Raw genomic sequence first — 15,479 nt, 5'->3', positions numbered from 1 at the left:
CCTTAACGGTTGCGCCCGCCGCGCGACAGCGCGCGCGACAGCTGTGCGGCGATCTGGCTGCGGCTGCGTTCAAAACCTTTGACGTCGGGGGTGGAGACATTCATCACCACATTCACAGCGCCGCCGCCCTGGCTGCGCACCCCCAGCGATCCATCGGCGCCGCGGGTCAGCGGCAGGATCGCCTCCGGCCCCGCTTCCCCCATCAGTCCGGTGGCGCCCCGCATCGGGAAGGTTGTGGGGCCAGTGACCACGCCGCCCTTGGCAAAGGGCATCACCTTGCCCTGGCTGAAGGCGGCGCCATTGGCAAAAGGAAGAATGCTGCCGATGAGGCTGCCGAAACCGTCGGAAATCAGCCCGCCCACATGGCTGGTGACCGGTTTCATCGCCGCGTTATAGGTGGTGCGGATCATTGAGCGCGCAAGCGTGTCCATCGCCTCCGACAGGCTGGCGCCGTCAAACAGAAGATCATCAAAAGAACGGCGCAAGCCCTTGGAAAGACTGCGATCCAGGATCTGGGCATCGCGGCCGGTCTCGGAGAACCCCTCCTTGACCCGCCCCAGCACTTCTGCAAAGGCAGCCGCCATTCCAGAGGCACCGTCCAGCGCTTCTCCCAAAGCCTCGCCCTGAAGTTCCAGTTCCGCCATAGAGGATGAGTCAGTCATCTGTTGTCTCCTTGTTCTTCGGGCCGGCGGCGTCCGGGAAGGCCTGCATCAGCGCCGCCAGCCGGTCACGGCCCAGCGGCTGCGGCGCAGCCTGGTCACCCAGCATCAGCCGCAGCTCGGCAGGTGTCAGCTGCCAGAAATCGCGCGGCAGCAGTTTCAGCCCCGCCATCCCGGCGCGCATCAGGGCGGGCCAATCGAGCGCACTCATGGGCCGTCCGGCACGGCAAAGCTGCGCACCAGCAGTTCCGCCGCCACCCGTGCCGCCTGCAACGGGCCGCCGGTGATGGTGGCCGCAGCCAGGTCTTCGCGGCTGAGATCATGGCCGCCGCCCTGCAATCCTGCCGCCAGCAGCGCCAGCACATCACGGGCGGAAAACCGGCCCTGTTCGAACCGCTGCACCAGGTCGACCAGCGTGCCTTCCTCCAGCGCGGCCTCAAGGCCTGCCAGCGCGCCTAGGGTCAGCTTCAGTGCGTAAGAGCTTCCATTTACGAGCAATTCTGCCTCGCCTGCGTGCGGGTTCACCATTGGATCAAACCGCCGCAAAGCTGAGCTGGCCGGCGCTGGCGAGCGACAGCTCATAGGTTGCCTCGCCATTGTGGCTGCCTGCGTATTCCAGTGCGGTGACCTGGAACGGACCCTGCACGATGCCGAAGTCCGGGATGATCACCTGAAACTCCGGCGTGAGGCCGTCAAAGAACAGCTGCCGGGCGCGTTCGTCCGTCGCCTCATCCCGGAAGATGCCGGAGCCGGAAATGCTGGCGGAGCGCACGCCGGCGCCGGCCAGCAGCTCGCGCCAGCCGCCCTGGCTTTCGAGGCTGGTCACATCGACGCTTTCGGCGTTGAAGCTGATGCGCGTGGCGCGCAGGCCGGCGATGGTCTTGATCCTCCCCCAATGAAGTGGTCCGCCGTTATGTTTAGGAAAACGGAGGATCAGAATGGGAACGAAGCGACACAAGCCGGAAGAGATTGTCACGAAGCTGCGGCAGGTTGAGGTGCTTGTCGGTCAGGGATTGCAGCGCGTGGATGCGATCCGCGAAGTGCGCATCACCGAGCAGACCTACTACCGCTGGCGCAAGCAATACGGCGGGATGGGAACCGACCAACTCAGAGAGCTCAAACGGCTGCAGAAAGAGAACGAGCGGCTGCGTCGCGCCGTTTCGGATCTGACCCTGGACAAGCTCATCCTGTCGGAGGCCGCAAAGGGAAACTTCTGAGCCCCGCTCGCCGCCGGGCCTGCATAGATCATGTGCGCAGTCGGTTCAGCGTGTCGGAACGGAAGGCCTGCCGTGTCCTGGGGCAGCACCGTTCCACGCAGAGAAAATTGCCACGAGGCCGGGTCGACGAGGCGCGCCTGATCGCGGACATGATTGAGCTGGCGCGCCAATACGGCCGCTACGGTTACCGGCGGATCGCGGCCCTGCTGAGGGATGCAGGCTGGCAAGTGAACGACAAGCGTGTCGAACGCCTGTGGCGGCGTGAGGGGCTGAAAGTGCCTGCGAAACAACCGAAGAAAGGACGGCTCTGGCTGAACGACGGCTCCTGTGTCCGGTTGCGGCCCGAATATCGCAACCACGTCTGGAGCTACGACTTCGTGCATTGCCGGACCGATGATGGGAAGGCCTTCCGCACGCTGAACATCCTCGACGAACATAGCCGGGAGTGCCTGGCTATCCGGGTGAAGCGGAAGCTGAACTCAGGTGACGTAATCGATGCCTTGAGTGACCTGTTCATCCTGCGGGGCGTCCCGGCCTACATCCGGTCCGACAACGGTCCTGAGTTCGTGGCACAGGCTGTCCGGGACTGGATTGCTGCGGTCGGCTCCAAGACCGCCTACATTGAGCCGGGATCCCCCTGGGAGAACGGATACTGTGAAAGCTTCAACGCCCGGTTCCGCGATGAACTGCTCAACGGAGAAATCTTCTACAGCCTGCGCGAGGCTCAGATCCTGATCGAACAATGGAGGAAGCACTACAACACAAAAAGACCACACAGCGCCTTGCGCTATCGCCCACCGGCTCCGGAAACACTCGTCCCGATGGACCCGAGGCCGGTCATGCACTAACAATCAAACCGGACCACTCAGGTGGGGCTGATCAGGGCACCTACTTCTGCACTGGCCCTTAGTTCGAAGCTCCAGCCCGGGTAGTGGCATGAGAGCCACTCGAAAAATTGATGATAGCGATGAAGCACTTCGCCGTTGCGAATGGGAAGCCAATTGGTTCGCCTCTGCTTTTCTCATGCCTAGTGAAGCATTTATGAAGGCCTACGCTGACGGCAGTGCTGAAGACAAATTTGGTGTTACACGATCCGCCGTTGAGGTGCGCGCTAAGGCCTTGGGATTGAAATGACTGAAAACCCTGAGGCAAGGTACCGAGCAGCTGACTTTCGAGTTAGACTTTTTCTTTCTGTTGACTTAAGTGGCTCAACGGCATTCAAAAACTCAGACGATGGAAAGGCCCGGGACCGTGCAAGCCCAAAGTGGGTTACGACTTTCGAGACCTTTTACAGAGATTTTCCAGCTCAATTTCGCTCCACTTATGAAGGCATCAAGACAGCGCAATCTGGGTCAGACAGTTGCCCTCGCCTTTGGAAAGCAGTTGGAGATGAACTGATTTTTTGTGGACGGGTAAACAACCGCAAGGCGGTTATGACGGCACTTATGGCCTTCATTCAAACCCTTCATGACTATCGCAAGCTACTGTCTGATGACCGAATTTCCTTGAACTTGAAAGGTGCTGGCTGGGTCGCATCTTTTCCCGAGCCCAATCGGGCCGTTCAACTAAGGAGTCCTCAAGAGGGTGAAAGCTTTCTGACTGCCTCGGAAGCATTGGAAACCGCTGCTGATGAGCAGCCGTTCGAGTACGATTTTCTCGGAAAAGCAATCGATACGGGTTTCCGCGTCGCTGGTTTCTCAAAGCCAGAGCGTTTTTCCCTAAGCGTCCAATTAGCGCGCCTTCTTGTCAGCTGCGCCGAAGGAAGCGGCTTCGACTACCCGATCAGATTTGATCAGCCGTCTGTATTGAAAGGTGTAAACGGCGGTGAAGCATACCCAGTTCTGTATATCGATACTATGTCTCACTTGACCGTGAAAAGTATTCGGGAAAAGGAGCGCCAACTACTAAAGCAAAGTGACGCACCGAGCAGGGATGAACTCAACAGTTATCTCGAAGACTATTGCCAGGTTGTTGGAACGGAAGAAATCAACCTGCCGCTTACAACCAACGGCCCAACCTGCCCTCCCCCCGCAAGCTACATCGATCACAAAGACAAAATCTCTGAACACCTGAATGCGGAGAAGGACCGTGTAATGGGTGAAACCGAAATTGAAGAACCTGTGGACGAGGAAAATGGCGGCGAAATTCCAGAGGGAGAAGGTTTGACACCGCTGGATTAGGGCAGATGACTGTTTGAAGGTTCTTTGATTCCATACGCAAGCGAATCTCCCGGCTCGCTAAACTTGGCGGGTTGCGACCTAATCGATATTTTCACAATTCACTAAAATCAAAAAAAGGGCGCCAACCGGCGCCCTTTCCTGTTTCGGCCCTGCCCCGAAAACCGTATTCTGGGCCGGAATTTTTGCAAAACTCCGGCGCCCGGTCAGTTGTTCTGCTGTTGCTGGGCTTCGATCTCGCGCCATTTGGCGACGTTGCGGTTGTGCTCCTGCAGGGTCTCCGCAAAGGCATGGCCGCCGGTGCCATCGGCAACAAAGAACAGATAGCCGGTGCTGTCCGGGTTCACCGCCGCCTCCAGGCTTTCAAGCCCCGGGTTGGCGATGGGGGTGGGCGGCAGGCCCTCGATCACATAGGTGTTCCAGGGGGTTGCCCGGCGCAGCTCGCTTTGGCGCAGGCCGCGGCCAAGAACGCCCTCGCCCTTGGTGACGCCATAGATCACCGTCGGGTCCGTCTGCAGCCGCATGCCGCGGTTCAGGCGGTTGGTGAAGACCGAAGCCACCACGCCGCGCTCGGAGGCGACACCGGTTTCCTTCTCGATGATCGAGGCAAGGATCAGCATTTCCTCAGGGGTTTGCACCGCTGCATCGGAGGAGCGGCTTTCCCAGGCGGCGTTGATGCGCAGCTGCTGGCGCTCTTGCATCTCGGCCAGCACCGCGGCGCGCTCTGTGCCCGGGGTGACCTCATAGCTGTCTGGCGCCAGAAGGCCCTCGGCGGGGCGCTCGCCCGGGTCGCCGGCCAGCACATCCATCGCCTTGAGCGCCTCGACCACCTGCCAGCTGGTCACGCCTTCGGCCAGCGCGATACGGTAGCGGGTGTCGGCGTCCTGGCGGGTTTCGGTGTACTCAGCCGGGACGTCATCCTCGCCCAGAATGAACTCCGCCTTCTCCGCAAACCTGTTGGTCGCCGGGTCCAGCTCGCGCACCTCTGCCTGAGTGCGGGTCACACCGATGCGGTAGACGATCTCAGTGCCGCAGGTGGAAGCGCCGGAAGTGGTGATCCGGCTGATGATCTGCTCCATTGAGGCGCCCGGCTCCACCAGGAAGCTGCCGGCCTTCAGCTGGCTCGTCTTCTCACTGTATTTGGCACCAAGGCGGAACAGCGTGCCGGAGGCCACAGCCCCCTGCTCTTCCAGATCGCGGCTGACACGGGCCATGTTGGAGCCCCGCTCCACCCGCAGGCAGATCGCCGTCTCCAGCGGGCCTTCGGCGGTGTATTGCGACTGGCCCCACAGGATGAGGCCGCCCAAGAGGAATAGGGCGGCGATCAGGACCGTCAGCATATTAGAGGCGAGGCTGCGCCACATCAGCTGGTTTTCCCGAAGATCACCGAGGCGTTGGTGCCGCCAAAGCCGAAGGAGTTCGACAGCGCTACGTTGATTTCCCGTTCGCGCTTGGCGTTGGGGGCCAGGTCGACCGGGGTTTCAACCGCGGGGTTGTCGAGGTTGATGGTCGGCGGCGCCACTTGGTCGCGGATCGCCAGGATCGAGAAGATCGCCTCAATCGCGCCGGCCGCGCCCAAGAGGTGTCCGGTGGCGGATTTGGTCGAGGACATGGTGACATTGCCCGCGTGACCGCCGAGCAGCCGTTCGACAGCGCCCAGTTCGATGGTGTCGGCCATGGTCGAGGTGCCATGAGCGTTGATGTAGTCGATGGCGGTTGCGTCAAGACCTGCGTTGGCAAGCGCCGCCTTCATCGAGCGTTCGCCGCCCTCGCCGTCCTCGGACGGCGCGGTGATGTGGTAGGCGTCGCCGGAGAGGCCGTAGCCCAGCACCTCGGCGTAAATCTTGGCACCGCGGGCCTTGGCGTGTTCATAGTCTTCCAGCACCACGATGCCGGCACCCTCGCCCATGACAAAGCCGTCACGGTCGGCGTCATAGGGGCGCGAGGCCTTGGCCGGATCATCGGCACGTTTGGTCGACAGCGCCTTGCAGGCGTTGAAGCCGGCAATGCCGATTTCGCAGATCGCGGCTTCGGCGCCGCCTGCAATCATCACGTCGGCGTCGCCGGATTTGATCAGCCGGGCAGCATCGCCAATGGCATGGGCGCCGGTTGAACAGGCTGTCACGACGGAGTGGTTCGGGCCCTTGAAACCGAAGCGGATCGAGACCTGGCCGGAAATAAGGTTGATCAGCGCGCCGGGGATAAAGAACGGGGAGACCCGGCGGGGGCCCTTCTCCTTGATCATCACGGCTGTGTCGGCGATCGAGCTGAGACCGCCGATGCCGGAGCCGATCATCACGCCGGTGCGCAGGCGGCTTTCCTCATCCTCTGGCGTCCAGCCGGCGTCGCGCACGGCCATGTCGGCGGCTGCGATGCCATAGAGGATGAAGTCGTCGATCTTCTTCTGCTCTTTCTTGATCACCCAGTCGTCCGGGTTGAAGGTGCCATCCGCACCATCGCCGCGCGGCACTTCGCAGGCATAGGTGGTGGCGACACCGCTGGCTTCGGCGTCAAACAGGGTGATGGGGCCGGCGCCCGACTGTCCATCCAGCAACCGGGACCAGGTTTCCTCGACTCCGCTGGCCAGAGGGGTAACCAGGCCCAGACCGGTGACAACTACTCGACGCATTCCTTGCTCTCCTTTGCCTCGGCAATCCGTCCGTCCAGATAGCTTGGAATGGCCTGAAGGTGCAAGAGCGCGGTGACAGCCTGTGTCACGCAGCGTCAGCTGGTTTTTTACGGAGGAATTGCGCAGCAGGAATATTCCGTTAACCAATCACCCCTAAGTTGAAGATGAAGTCAACAACCATACTCGGCATCCGTCCTCACGACATGCCAACGCAGGCTGGAGCTCTGGGCCATTTTGTCTCCAGCCTGCTTTTTTCTTTCCTTTTTCCGATATCCTAGGTTTCCTGCCCTTTTGCGGGTGGCAGGATCGGCCTGCCGCGGCAAGCGGCCCGCGGGCAGATGCCGGGCGGCAAGCGGCCATTTGCCGGCACCGGGCTCCGTGTTAACCGCAAATTCGCTTATTTGCGCGATCCTGTCAGGCGGAAGGAACCAAAGAAAGACCCCTGCCATGCGCCAATGGCTTCCGATTGCTGTTCTTTTGCTGATGATTGGCCTGCTGCCTGCCCGCGCAGGCGCCACTTGCGCAGTGCATCAGGATTTGTCGAATCTGCACCGCGCCAGCAAGGGCTTCCTGTCGTATCTGAGTTCCGGCCAGGGCGGTTACTATGTGCAGGATCTGCAGGCCTGGATGCTCATCCATCCGCCCGCGCCGCTGCTGCAGCGGATGCGGGCCGTTGGCATTCAGACGGTTGAGGCAAACACCCTGGCGCTGCTGAAACAGCAAAAGGTTCTGCTGCAGATCCTCAGCAGCCAGGGCCGCGGCGCCGCACAGGACAGCGCACGGCAGTTCGGCACCGCCGATCTGGCCCGGGACTTTGGCATCCAGGTGGAGGCGCTGCCCTGCGACCAGGTCAAGGAAGAGGGTTTTGGCAGTAAACTGGTGGCGGTGGCGGCCTCGGACGCCCGGCAGCGCCAGCAGATCATCAATGCTGCCATCGCCTGGGTGTCCTTTCTGGTTCTGGGCGGCAGCATCCTGTATTTTCTGGACCGGATCGGCATCCGCAAGATCCGCCGCACCAAACGTTATCCCTGCGCGGTGCCCTGTGCCGTTCTGGCCGGCGGCCGCAGCTTTCAGGCGCATCTGGTTGACCTCAGCCGGGCCGGCGCCAAGGTGCGCCCGGACCATGCCTGCAGCGTTTCCGGCCGGGTCACGCTCAATTTCGGCGGCCACACGGTCGAGGCGCAGATCCGCTGGCAAACCGCCGACTACTTTGGCGTGGAATTCACCAAGGACTTCAACTTCCTGCAACTGCACCGCCTGCTGGAGGCCTACCCGCTGGAAGGCGAAAGCCTGCGCGAGGAAATGCGGCTGGCGCGCTGAGCCCTGCCGCGCTGCCCTGCCCTTCGCCGCCGCTGCCAAACTCTGCGGCATGCAGCGGGACGTCTTGCGACTCTGATCAGTTCTGCCCAGCCCGGCGCGTGCCGGCCTGCGGTGCTGCGGCTTTTGCGGAGAATTAGCTGCCCGGCCGCTTCTGATTAACAGGCAAATCAACACTCTTTGACAAACTCGCTCCGATAGACTCAACCCCTGTTTGTCTGGAGCCAAGCCTGACATGAAGCAATGGCCGATACTCATAGCGACGATTTTCCTGCCTGCCGCAGTATTCAGCACCGCTTTGCCTGCACAGGCTTCAAGGAACACCTGCCTGCTGCAATCGGACCTGGCGCTGATGCAGCATGAGATGCGCGCGTTTCTGGAATACCTGGACACCGGCAAGGACCTGGGCCAGGCCCGTTATCTGCGCCACTGGCTGGCAGACCACCCGCCGGTGGATCTGCGGGTGCGCATGCGGCGGGCCGGCATGGGCGGTTATGAGGCGCAGACCCTCACGCTGATCGCCCGGCACAAAGCGCTGCTGGAAGTGCACCGCCGCAAGGGCCGCCGCAAGGCAGCGGCCAGCGCGCAGCGGCTGGGGGTGGCCGCCCTGCTGGACGACTACGCAGGCCGGATCCTGCCGCTGCCCTGCGATTTTGCGCCGCAAAAACAGCTTGCGGCAAGCGCGCGGACAGGGATCGGCCCCCTGAAGCTGCTGCCGCGCAGTGCTGCCATTGCCAGCGGTCTGCTGGCGCTGGCGCTTGGGGTGGCCGGCTTTGTGGCCGCGGGGTATTTTGCGCGCAGGCAGCGGCGGCGCCGGAAACGCCACCCCTGCGCCCTGCCTGCCTTGTTGCGGTCCGGTCCCGCGCACCTGCCAGCCTTGTTCGTCGACATCAGCTGCACAGGCGCCAAGCTGAGGATCTGGGAGGAGATGGAAGGGGATGAGCTGTCCAAAGGGCAGGCTGTAACCGCCGTGATCACGGGCTTTCAGCCGATAGAGGCGCAGGTGAGCTGGCAGAATGCCGATTATACCGGTATTAAATTCAGCAGCCGGCTGACGCGGGAGGAGCTGAACAGGCTGCTGCGGTTCAGTAAGTCGAAAGCCGCGCCTTTGCTGGAACAGACAGAACCGGCCTGACAACCGGCCTGACAACCAGCCCCGCAGACCGTTCAGGCAATGGCTGCAGAATGCCCGCCCCGCCTGCCGGTGCCTCCTGTGGTATTGCGCCGGCCCGTCAGGGCCGCCGCAGGTATGTTCACAATCCAGCCGCTTGCGTCCCGCCGCTGCCGCTGAGGCCGCGCCGGGACATGCGGATCACTGGAACTCTGCAACCGCCTCCGGCTCGGGCCGGGCAACGTCCAGCACTTCTTCGACCGAAACGGATTTGCGGAACAGCGCACGGCCCACCATGGCCCCGGAGATGTTGTAGATATACTTGAGCCGGGACACGTCGTCGGCTGTCCGCACAACACCATTGGCGATCACCGGCGTGCGGGCTTTTTCCGCCAGGCCGGAAATCAGGCCCAGCTGCGCCTCAAGGTCCGACATGTCGCTGTCGATATCCGTGACAATGATCCCGGCCAATGGCGCGGACTGGAAGGCGGCAATGAAATCCTCGGGCGCAATGGCGCCGGACTGGCGCCAGCCGTCTGTCATCACCTGGCCCTGGTAGACATCCACAGACAGCACGATCTGGTCCGGGTGGTGCTTGGCAAGCTCCTGCACCAGATGCGGATCACGTGCGGCCAGAGTGCCGATCACGATGCGCCCGGCGCCCTTGTCGATCCAATGCTCCACATGTTCCCGCGAGCGCATGCCGCCGCCCAGCTGCACCGGAATGCCGGCGCCGCGGATGATTTCGGTGATCAGCTCTTCGTTGCTGTAGTCGCCTTCAATGGCGTTGAAATCGGTGACATGCATCCACTCCGCGCCGGCAGCGGCAAATCCCTTGGCCGTTTCCACCGGATCCACATGCCAGATCATCGGCTCGTCCAGGCGGCCTTTCTCGAGGGTCACGCAGCGGCCGTTCTGAATTTCCATCGTGGGGTAAATCATCATAGTGCCTATCTCCTCTCTGTTGCCTCTTGGGGTCACAGTAGCACGGATTTTTCCCGGCTGAACGGCGTATCATGACGATTTATGGAACAATTGCGGCGCGGAAATGCGCACCGCATGATAGCGCAAACAAACAAGGCGGCGGATCGCCGCAGCGCCAGATTCGCACCGCCCTGCCGGACAAAAGAAAACGGCGCCCTCCGCTGGGGAGAGCGCCGCTCAATCCGGTCTTCCGGAAGCGTGGCTTAGGACGCTTCGGAGATGAATTTGACCGCGTCGCCGAAGGTCTGGATGGTTTCGGCTGCGTCGTCCGGGATCTCGATGCCGAACTCTTCTTCAAACGCCATCACCAGTTCCACGGTGTCCAGGCTATCTGCGCCCAGATCGTCGATGAAGGAGGCGTTTTCGGTGACTTTGTCTTCTTCAACACCCAGGTGCTCAACAACGATCTTCTTAACGCGATCTGCGACGTCGCTCATGTCTCTTCCTCGTCTTTCAGGGCACTCTGCCCGGTTCTGCCCTTGCCCGTTCGGGCGGCGTGGTTATTGCCCGGTGCGGGCGGTGTGGTCCCCGCCGGGCGGGGCTGTGCGGCGTTTCCGTTAGGAAATGCCGGCGGATACGGGCCGCCTATAGCATAGACCGCGGCCAAGGCAAACGGTTTCGCTTGGTCACAGCGGCCGGGGCCGGACGGCCTACGGGCGCTATGAAGCGTGCAGATGGCGCTCTGATCAAGAGCTTGCAAGGCCCGAGCGGAATTTTTTTCGCATTTCCGCCGCATTTCAACGGCTTGACGGCGCGAAACAGCCGGGAGGCTGTGCTGTCCAGGCGGGCGCCGGGAAAAAGAAAGCCCCGCAGCAGGCTGCAGGGCTGACAGAGCGCTGCGGCCCGGGGGCGGCTCAGATCATCGCCATGCCGCCGTTCACATGCAGGGTGGTGCCGGTGACATAGCCTGCCTCCTGGCTGGCCAGGTACAGCACGGCAGAGGCGATTTCCTTTGATTCCCCCATGCGCCCGGCCGGGATCTGCGTCAGGATCGCGTCTTTCTGGGTGTCGTTCAGCTTGTCGGTCATGGCGGTGGCGATGAAGCCAGGCGCCACCGCGTTCACGGTGATGCCGCGGTTGGCGACCTCATAGGCCAGCGATTTGGACATGCCGACCATGCCGGCCTTCGACGCTGCATAGTTGCCCTGGCCCGGGTTGCCGGTGGCGCCCACAACCGAGGAGATGTTGATGATGCGGCCCCAGCGCGCCTTCATCATGCCGCGCAGCACGCCGCGGCACAGGCGCATGGTGGAGGTGAGGTTCACGTCCAGGACGCTCTGCCATTCCTCGTCCTTCATACGCATGAACAGGTTGTCGCGGGTGATGCCCGCGTTGTTGACCAGGATATCGACAGAGCCCATTGCCTCAGCCGCCTGTTTCGGCAGCGCCTCAACCGCCTCGGCATCAGACAGGTTGCAGGGCAGCACATGGGCGCGTTCACCCAGTTCGGCGGCCAGCGCCTGCAGCGGCTCTTCGCGGGTGCCGGACAGCGCAACGGTGGCGCCGGCGGCATGCAGGGCGCGGGCGATGTCGCCGCCGATGCCGCCAGAGGCGCCGGTGATGAGGGCGGTCTTGCCAGTCAGATCAAACATATCATTTCCTTTGTGAACGCTCCGGCCCGCCAGGGGCGCCGTTTTCCGGCGCGGAAAACGGGCCGGAATTTTTGCAAAATTCCGGTTAGCCTGCGGCGGCGGCCTGGGCCTCTTCCGGAGTGCCGGCCTGGCGGCAGGCCAAGTTGCGGTCGATCTTGCGGATCATGCCCGACAGCGCCTTGCCTGCACCAATTTCCCAGAATTCGGTGACGCCCTTAGCGGCCATCGCCTGCACGCTTTCGCGCCAGCGCACGGAGCCGGTGACCTGCTCGACCAGAAGCTGGCGGATTTCATCGGGGCTGGTGACGGCATCGGCGCGCACATTGGCAATCAGCGGCACTGCGGGGGATTTGATATCAACGCCTGCCAGAGCTTCGGCCATCGCGTCCGCCGCGGGCTGCATCAGGGCGCAGTGGAAGGGGGCGGACACCGGCAGCATCACCGCGCGCTTGGCGCCTTTTTCCTTGGCGATCACGGCCGCGCGTTCGACCGCGGCCTTGGCGCCGGAGACCACAACCTGGGTGGGGTCGTTGTCGTTGGCGGCCTGGCAGACCTCGCCTTGCGCGGCTTCTTCAGCTACCGCACGCACGTCGTCGAGACCGAGGCCGAGGATCGCAGCCATGGCGCCCTCGCCCACCGGCACCGCGCTTTGCATCGCGAGGCCGCGGGTGCGCAGCAGGCGGGCGGTGTCAGCGACCGAAATGGCGCCGGCCGCGGCCAGTGCGGAGTATTCGCCCAAGGAGTGGCCGGCCACAAAGGCGGCTTTGCCGATGGTGACGCCTTCGGCCTCCAGCGCGCGCATGGCGGCCATGGAGGTGGCCATCAGCGCAGGCTGGGCGTTCTGGGTCAGGGTCAGGGTTTCGATGTCGCCCTCCCAGATCAGCTGGCTCAGGCTTTCCCCCAGGGCGCCGTCGACCTCGTCAAAGATGGCCTTGGCGGCCGGATAGGCCTCGGCCAGCGCCTTGCCCATGCCGATGGTCTGGGCGCCCTGCCCTGGGAACACAAATGCGATCGTCATTGATGACCTCGTCTGTTTTAGCGTTTTGCCTGATGTACCCGCCCTTTCCCTAACGTACAAGCAAAGGTGCATCTTGCGCACGCAAGCTGTGCATGGGCGGACAGCCCCATGCGTTGCATCCCGGGTGCGCGCAGTTAGGTTAAGGTCAACCCGACCCTGACCAGGAAATGCGCTTTATGTCACGCTCCAACACGTTTTCGTCTTATGGCTCTGTTGCCAAAGGCTTTCACTGGCTGACCGCCCTCTTGATCTTCTCGGCCTTTCCGCTGGGCTATTTTGCCAATGAGCTGGCGCATGAGATCCAGAGCCCCGGATTTGACGGCAGCCAGGCGGTAATTGAGCGGGCAACGCTGCTGTTCTCTTTGCACAAGACCATCGGCGTCGCGGTGTTCTTTACCGCGCTGCTGCGGATCCTGTGGGCGCTGAGCCAGCCGAAACCCGGGCTGCTGCATCCGGACCGCAAGGCAGAGGCGCTGGCGGCAGAAATGGTGCATTGGCTGCTCTATGGCTCGCTGGTGGCGGTGCCGCTCACGGGCTGGATCCACCATGCGGCGACCACAGGCTTTGCGCCGATCTGGTGGCCGTTCGGGCAGAACCTGCCGTTTGTTGCGAAGTCGGAAGCGGTTGCGGGTTTGTTTGGCAGCCTGCACTGGCTGCTGGTCTGGACGCTGGCGGCGGCGCTGGGACTGCATATTGCAGGAGCACTGAAGCACCATGTGATTGACCGCGACGCCACCCTGCGGCGGATGCTGCCGGGCAGCGGCACCCTGCCCAAGCCGCCTGCGCAGGCGCACAGCGTCCTGCCCTTGCTGGCGGCGCTGGCAGTCTGGGGCAGCGTGCTGGGCGGCGGTGCAGCGCTGGGCCTTCTGGGCGGCCATGATCATGGCACAGAAGGCACCGCGGCCCCGGTTGTGGCCGCGGCACCTGAAGCTGCGGGCAGCTGGGCGGTGCAATCCGGCAGGCTGGGGATTTCCGTCACCCAGATGGGCAGCGTCATCAATGGCAGCTTTGGCGAATGGTCGGCGATGATCAGCTTCGAAGAACCTGCCGCCCCCGGCCCTGCGGGCGACGTGGAGGTGACCATCGTGATCCCCTCGCTGGAGCTGGGCTCCGTCGCGGGCCAGGCGATGGGTGCGGATTATTTCGACAGCGCCAATTTCCCCACCGCACTGTTCAAGGCGGAGATCGAGAAACTGGCAGAGGGTTATCAGGCCGTGGGCACGCTGACCATCAAAGGGGAAACCGTGCCGGCCACCCTGCCCTTTGATCTGGAGCTGACCGGCGACAGCGCCAAGATGCGCGGCGGGCTGACGCTGAACCGGCTGGATTTCGGGGTCGGCAAGAGCCTGCCGGACGAAAGCTCGCTGGCCTTTGCTGTGGATGTCGCGGTGGAGCTGGAGGCGAAACGGGCCGAATAGCCAAGGCCAGCGGGGGCTTCCGGCTGCGCCGGCGCCTCCTTTCAGCCTAGGGGCAGTCTTTGCCCTGGCGCCGCGCTGACGCGCGGCGCTGTTGCTTTTGGCGGGCCGCTTCTGCCTGGCGCGGCCCGCGCTCCTGCTGCTCAACAGGTGCCCGGCAGGTCTGGCAGGTCAGTGGCTGTGCCGGTAGTAGCCGCCGTGACGGGTGCGGTGCCGGTGGATACCGTGGTAACGGTGCCGGTGCTGCCTGACATGCCGGCGCCCGCCGTGGGGCCGGTAATAGGTGCGCGGCTGATAAGAATGCGTGTAGCCGTAGTGCCGGTCCTTACGGTCATCCAGGCTTTTGGCGATGAGGCCCAGGGCGATCAGCCCGGCAATGGCACGGGCGGCGTCGCGGCTGGAATCATGGGCGGCGGCTGGCGCTGTGAAGGCCAGATTGGCAGCGAGGGCCAATGCCGCGCTGGCTGAGGTCAAAAAGCCGAAGCGAAACATGGTGCCTCCTTTCCGAGGTGGCCGGAGGGGCCATCCTCAGCCTGCCGCAGCGGGCGGGGAAAGGCCAATGAACTCCTGTCACGCTTTGGGGAGGCAGATGACGGCAGGCCGCAAAAAACCGCCAGCCCCATGAGGCGCTGGCGGCAGCGTTTTCAGACTGTGCAGGCTGGCTTAGCTGTCGGCCTTCATTGCCTCGATCGAGATCTTGATGTTGACCTCATCGCTGACGAAGGGCGCGAACTGGCCCAGGTTGAAGTCGGAGCGCACCACGGTGGCTGTTGCGTCAAAACCGGCCCAGGGCTTTTTCGCCATCGGGTGGTCGCCTGTCTGGTTCAGCTTGGCGTCCAGCACCACCGGCTTGGTCACGCCGTTGAGGGTCAGGTCGCCGGTGATCTTGGCGGTGCTGTCGCCGGTCACTTCGATGCCGGTGGAGGTGAAGCTGATGGTCTCATCCTCGGTGGCGTCAAAGAAATCTTTGGTCATGAAGTGGTCGAACCGGGCCTGCCAGCCGGTGAACATCATGCTGAGCGGCATCGAGACGGAGACGGAGGAATTCGCCGGGTTTTCCTGGTCGAACATGATCTCGCCTTCAAAGCCGGAGAACAGGCCGTAGGTGGTCGAATAGCCCAAATGGTTGTAATCGAACAGGATCTGGCTATGGCTGGAATCCAGCACGTATTTCTCAGGTGCTGCGGCGGCACCGGTTGCAGCAGCGGCAGCAAGGGCGGCGGCAAGCAGGGTCTTTTTCATGGGAAAGCTCCGTCTGAATAAATCTTGTGGCAAAAGATGCGGCATTAGGCCTGCAAAAGGAAAGCCCGCAAATTCCAACACTATCTGTGAGCGGGCGAACACAAAACCCGGCGGGGGC

General features: G+C 62.8%; 18 protein-coding genes. 6 read left to right on the top strand and 12 right to left on the bottom strand.

What is annotated here, in order from left to right; genetic code table 11:
* Nucleotides 1–2 precede the first annotated feature (2 nt).
* From ACXAEK_RS14800 to ACXAEK_RS14785, 4 genes are read right to left on the bottom strand one after another with little or no spacing between them, the layout of a single operon-like run.
* Nucleotides 3–662 (bottom strand): phage tail tape measure protein, encoded by a 660-nt coding sequence (locus ACXAEK_RS14800; protein WP_475043011.1) that lies wholly within the window; start codon nucleotides 660–662, stop codon nucleotides 3–5.
* Complete coding sequence (locus ACXAEK_RS14795; protein WP_475043009.1) at nucleotides 655–870, bottom strand: rcc01693 family protein; 216 nt, start codon at nucleotides 868–870, stop codon at nucleotides 655–657. Before ACXAEK_RS14795 ends, ACXAEK_RS14800 begins: the two co-directional genes overlap by 8 nt.
* Nucleotides 867–1,187 (bottom strand): gene transfer agent family protein, encoded by a 321-nt coding sequence (locus ACXAEK_RS14790; protein ID WP_475043007.1) that lies wholly within the window; start codon nucleotides 1,185–1,187, stop codon nucleotides 867–869. The genes ACXAEK_RS14795 and ACXAEK_RS14790 overlap by 4 nt, the downstream gene beginning before the upstream one ends.
* A 4-nt stretch (nucleotides 1,188–1,191) precedes the next feature.
* Nucleotides 1,192–1,599 (bottom strand): phage major tail protein, TP901-1 family, encoded by a 408-nt coding sequence (locus ACXAEK_RS14785; protein ID WP_475045280.1) that lies wholly within the window; start codon nucleotides 1,597–1,599, stop codon nucleotides 1,192–1,194.
* On the opposite strand from ACXAEK_RS14785, the gene ACXAEK_RS14780 reads away from it, so the two are divergent.
* The 3 genes from ACXAEK_RS14780 (at nucleotide 1,598) to ACXAEK_RS14770 (ending at nucleotide 4,056) form a co-directional block, all read left to right on the top strand.
* A protein-coding gene (locus ACXAEK_RS14780) for an IS3 family transposase (RefSeq protein WP_475038988.1) occupies nucleotides 1,598–2,724 on the top strand; the annotation gives its coding sequence in 2 pieces (ribosomal slippage) (nucleotides 1,598–1,862 and nucleotides 1,862–2,724; 1,128 coding nt in all). The two genes, ACXAEK_RS14785 and ACXAEK_RS14780, sit on opposite strands and share 2 nt — an antisense overlap.
* Nucleotides 2,725–2,812: 88 nt before the next feature.
* Nucleotides 2,813–3,010: an ImmA/IrrE family metallo-endopeptidase gene (locus ACXAEK_RS14775; protein ID WP_475043005.1), complete on the top strand. Its 198-nt coding sequence runs from the start codon at nucleotides 2,813–2,815 to the stop codon at nucleotides 3,008–3,010.
* Nucleotides 3,007–4,056: a hypothetical protein gene (locus tag ACXAEK_RS14770; protein WP_475043003.1), complete on the top strand. Its 1,050-nt coding sequence runs from the start codon at nucleotides 3,007–3,009 to the stop codon at nucleotides 4,054–4,056. Before ACXAEK_RS14775 ends, ACXAEK_RS14770 begins: the two co-directional genes overlap by 4 nt.
* A gap of 203 nt (nucleotides 4,057–4,259) precedes the next feature.
* Here the strand turns inward: ACXAEK_RS14770 and mltG are convergent, their stop codons facing one another.
* Both mltG and fabF read right to left on the bottom strand, forming a co-directional pair.
* Nucleotides 4,260–5,417 carry an endolytic transglycosylase MltG gene (gene mltG, locus ACXAEK_RS14765; protein ID WP_475043001.1) on the bottom strand — a complete coding sequence of 386 codons (1,158 nt, stop codon included), beginning with the start codon at nucleotides 5,415–5,417 and terminating at the stop codon, nucleotides 4,260–4,262.
* Entirely contained in the window at nucleotides 5,417–6,682 is a 1,266-nt protein-coding gene (gene fabF, locus ACXAEK_RS14760) for a beta-ketoacyl-ACP synthase II (RefSeq protein ID WP_475043000.1), read from the bottom strand. Before fabF ends, mltG begins: the two co-directional genes overlap by 1 nt.
* 447 nt (nucleotides 6,683–7,129) lie before the next feature.
* On the opposite strand from fabF, the gene ACXAEK_RS14755 reads away from it, so the two are divergent.
* Both ACXAEK_RS14755 and ACXAEK_RS14750 read left to right on the top strand, forming a co-directional pair.
* A complete protein-coding gene (locus tag ACXAEK_RS14755; RefSeq protein WP_475042999.1) occupies nucleotides 7,130–8,002 on the top strand; it encodes a PilZ domain-containing protein in 873 nt (290 codons plus the stop codon).
* A 232-nt stretch (nucleotides 8,003–8,234) separates the two neighbouring features.
* Entirely contained in the window at nucleotides 8,235–9,134 is a 900-nt protein-coding gene (locus ACXAEK_RS14750; protein ID WP_475042998.1) for a PilZ domain-containing protein, read from the top strand.
* A gap of 177 nt (nucleotides 9,135–9,311) precedes the next feature.
* On the opposite strand, the gene ACXAEK_RS14745 is transcribed toward ACXAEK_RS14750, so the two are convergent.
* The 4 genes from ACXAEK_RS14745 to fabD form a co-directional block, all read right to left on the bottom strand.
* Nucleotides 9,312–10,055 carry a 1-(5-phosphoribosyl)-5-[(5-phosphoribosylamino)methylideneamino]imidazole-4-carboxamide isomerase gene (locus ACXAEK_RS14745; RefSeq protein WP_475042996.1) on the bottom strand — a complete coding sequence of 248 codons (744 nt, stop codon included), beginning with the start codon at nucleotides 10,053–10,055 and terminating at the stop codon, nucleotides 9,312–9,314.
* Nucleotides 10,056–10,297: 242 nt separating this feature from the next.
* Nucleotides 10,298–10,531 carry an acyl carrier protein gene (locus tag ACXAEK_RS14740; protein ID WP_005982462.1) on the bottom strand — a complete coding sequence of 78 codons (234 nt, stop codon included), beginning with the start codon at nucleotides 10,529–10,531 and terminating at the stop codon, nucleotides 10,298–10,300.
* Between the two features lie 417 nt (nucleotides 10,532–10,948).
* On the bottom strand, nucleotides 10,949–11,686 hold the full coding sequence (gene fabG, locus ACXAEK_RS14735; RefSeq protein ID WP_475042994.1) for a 3-oxoacyl-ACP reductase FabG: 738 nt from the start codon (nucleotides 11,684–11,686) through the stop codon (nucleotides 10,949–10,951).
* Between the two features lie 85 nt (nucleotides 11,687–11,771).
* A complete protein-coding gene (fabD, locus tag ACXAEK_RS14730) occupies nucleotides 11,772–12,704 on the bottom strand; it encodes an ACP S-malonyltransferase (RefSeq protein WP_475042992.1) in 933 nt (310 codons plus the stop codon).
* Nucleotides 12,705–12,880: 176 nt separating this feature from the next.
* Between fabD and ACXAEK_RS14725 the strand changes: the two genes are divergently transcribed.
* Nucleotides 12,881–14,122 (top strand): cytochrome b/b6 domain-containing protein, encoded by a 1,242-nt coding sequence (locus tag ACXAEK_RS14725; protein ID WP_475042990.1) that lies wholly within the window; start codon nucleotides 12,881–12,883, stop codon nucleotides 14,120–14,122.
* A 168-nt stretch (nucleotides 14,123–14,290) separates the two neighbouring features.
* Here the strand turns inward: ACXAEK_RS14725 and ACXAEK_RS14720 are convergent, their stop codons facing one another.
* Together ACXAEK_RS14720 and ACXAEK_RS14715 are read right to left on the bottom strand one after the other, a co-directional pair.
* Nucleotides 14,291–14,611 (bottom strand): hypothetical protein, encoded by a 321-nt coding sequence (locus ACXAEK_RS14720; RefSeq protein WP_475042988.1) that lies wholly within the window; start codon nucleotides 14,609–14,611, stop codon nucleotides 14,291–14,293.
* 171 nt (nucleotides 14,612–14,782) lie between these two features.
* Nucleotides 14,783–15,361 carry a YceI family protein gene (locus ACXAEK_RS14715; protein WP_475042987.1) on the bottom strand — a complete coding sequence of 193 codons (579 nt, stop codon included), beginning with the start codon at nucleotides 15,359–15,361 and terminating at the stop codon, nucleotides 14,783–14,785.
* Between the last annotated feature and the right edge of the window lie 118 nt (nucleotides 15,362–15,479).

This window comes from Leisingera sp. ABM4_101, from assembly GCF_056158725.1.
This window is presented reverse-complemented; position numbering and strand designations above follow the sequence as displayed.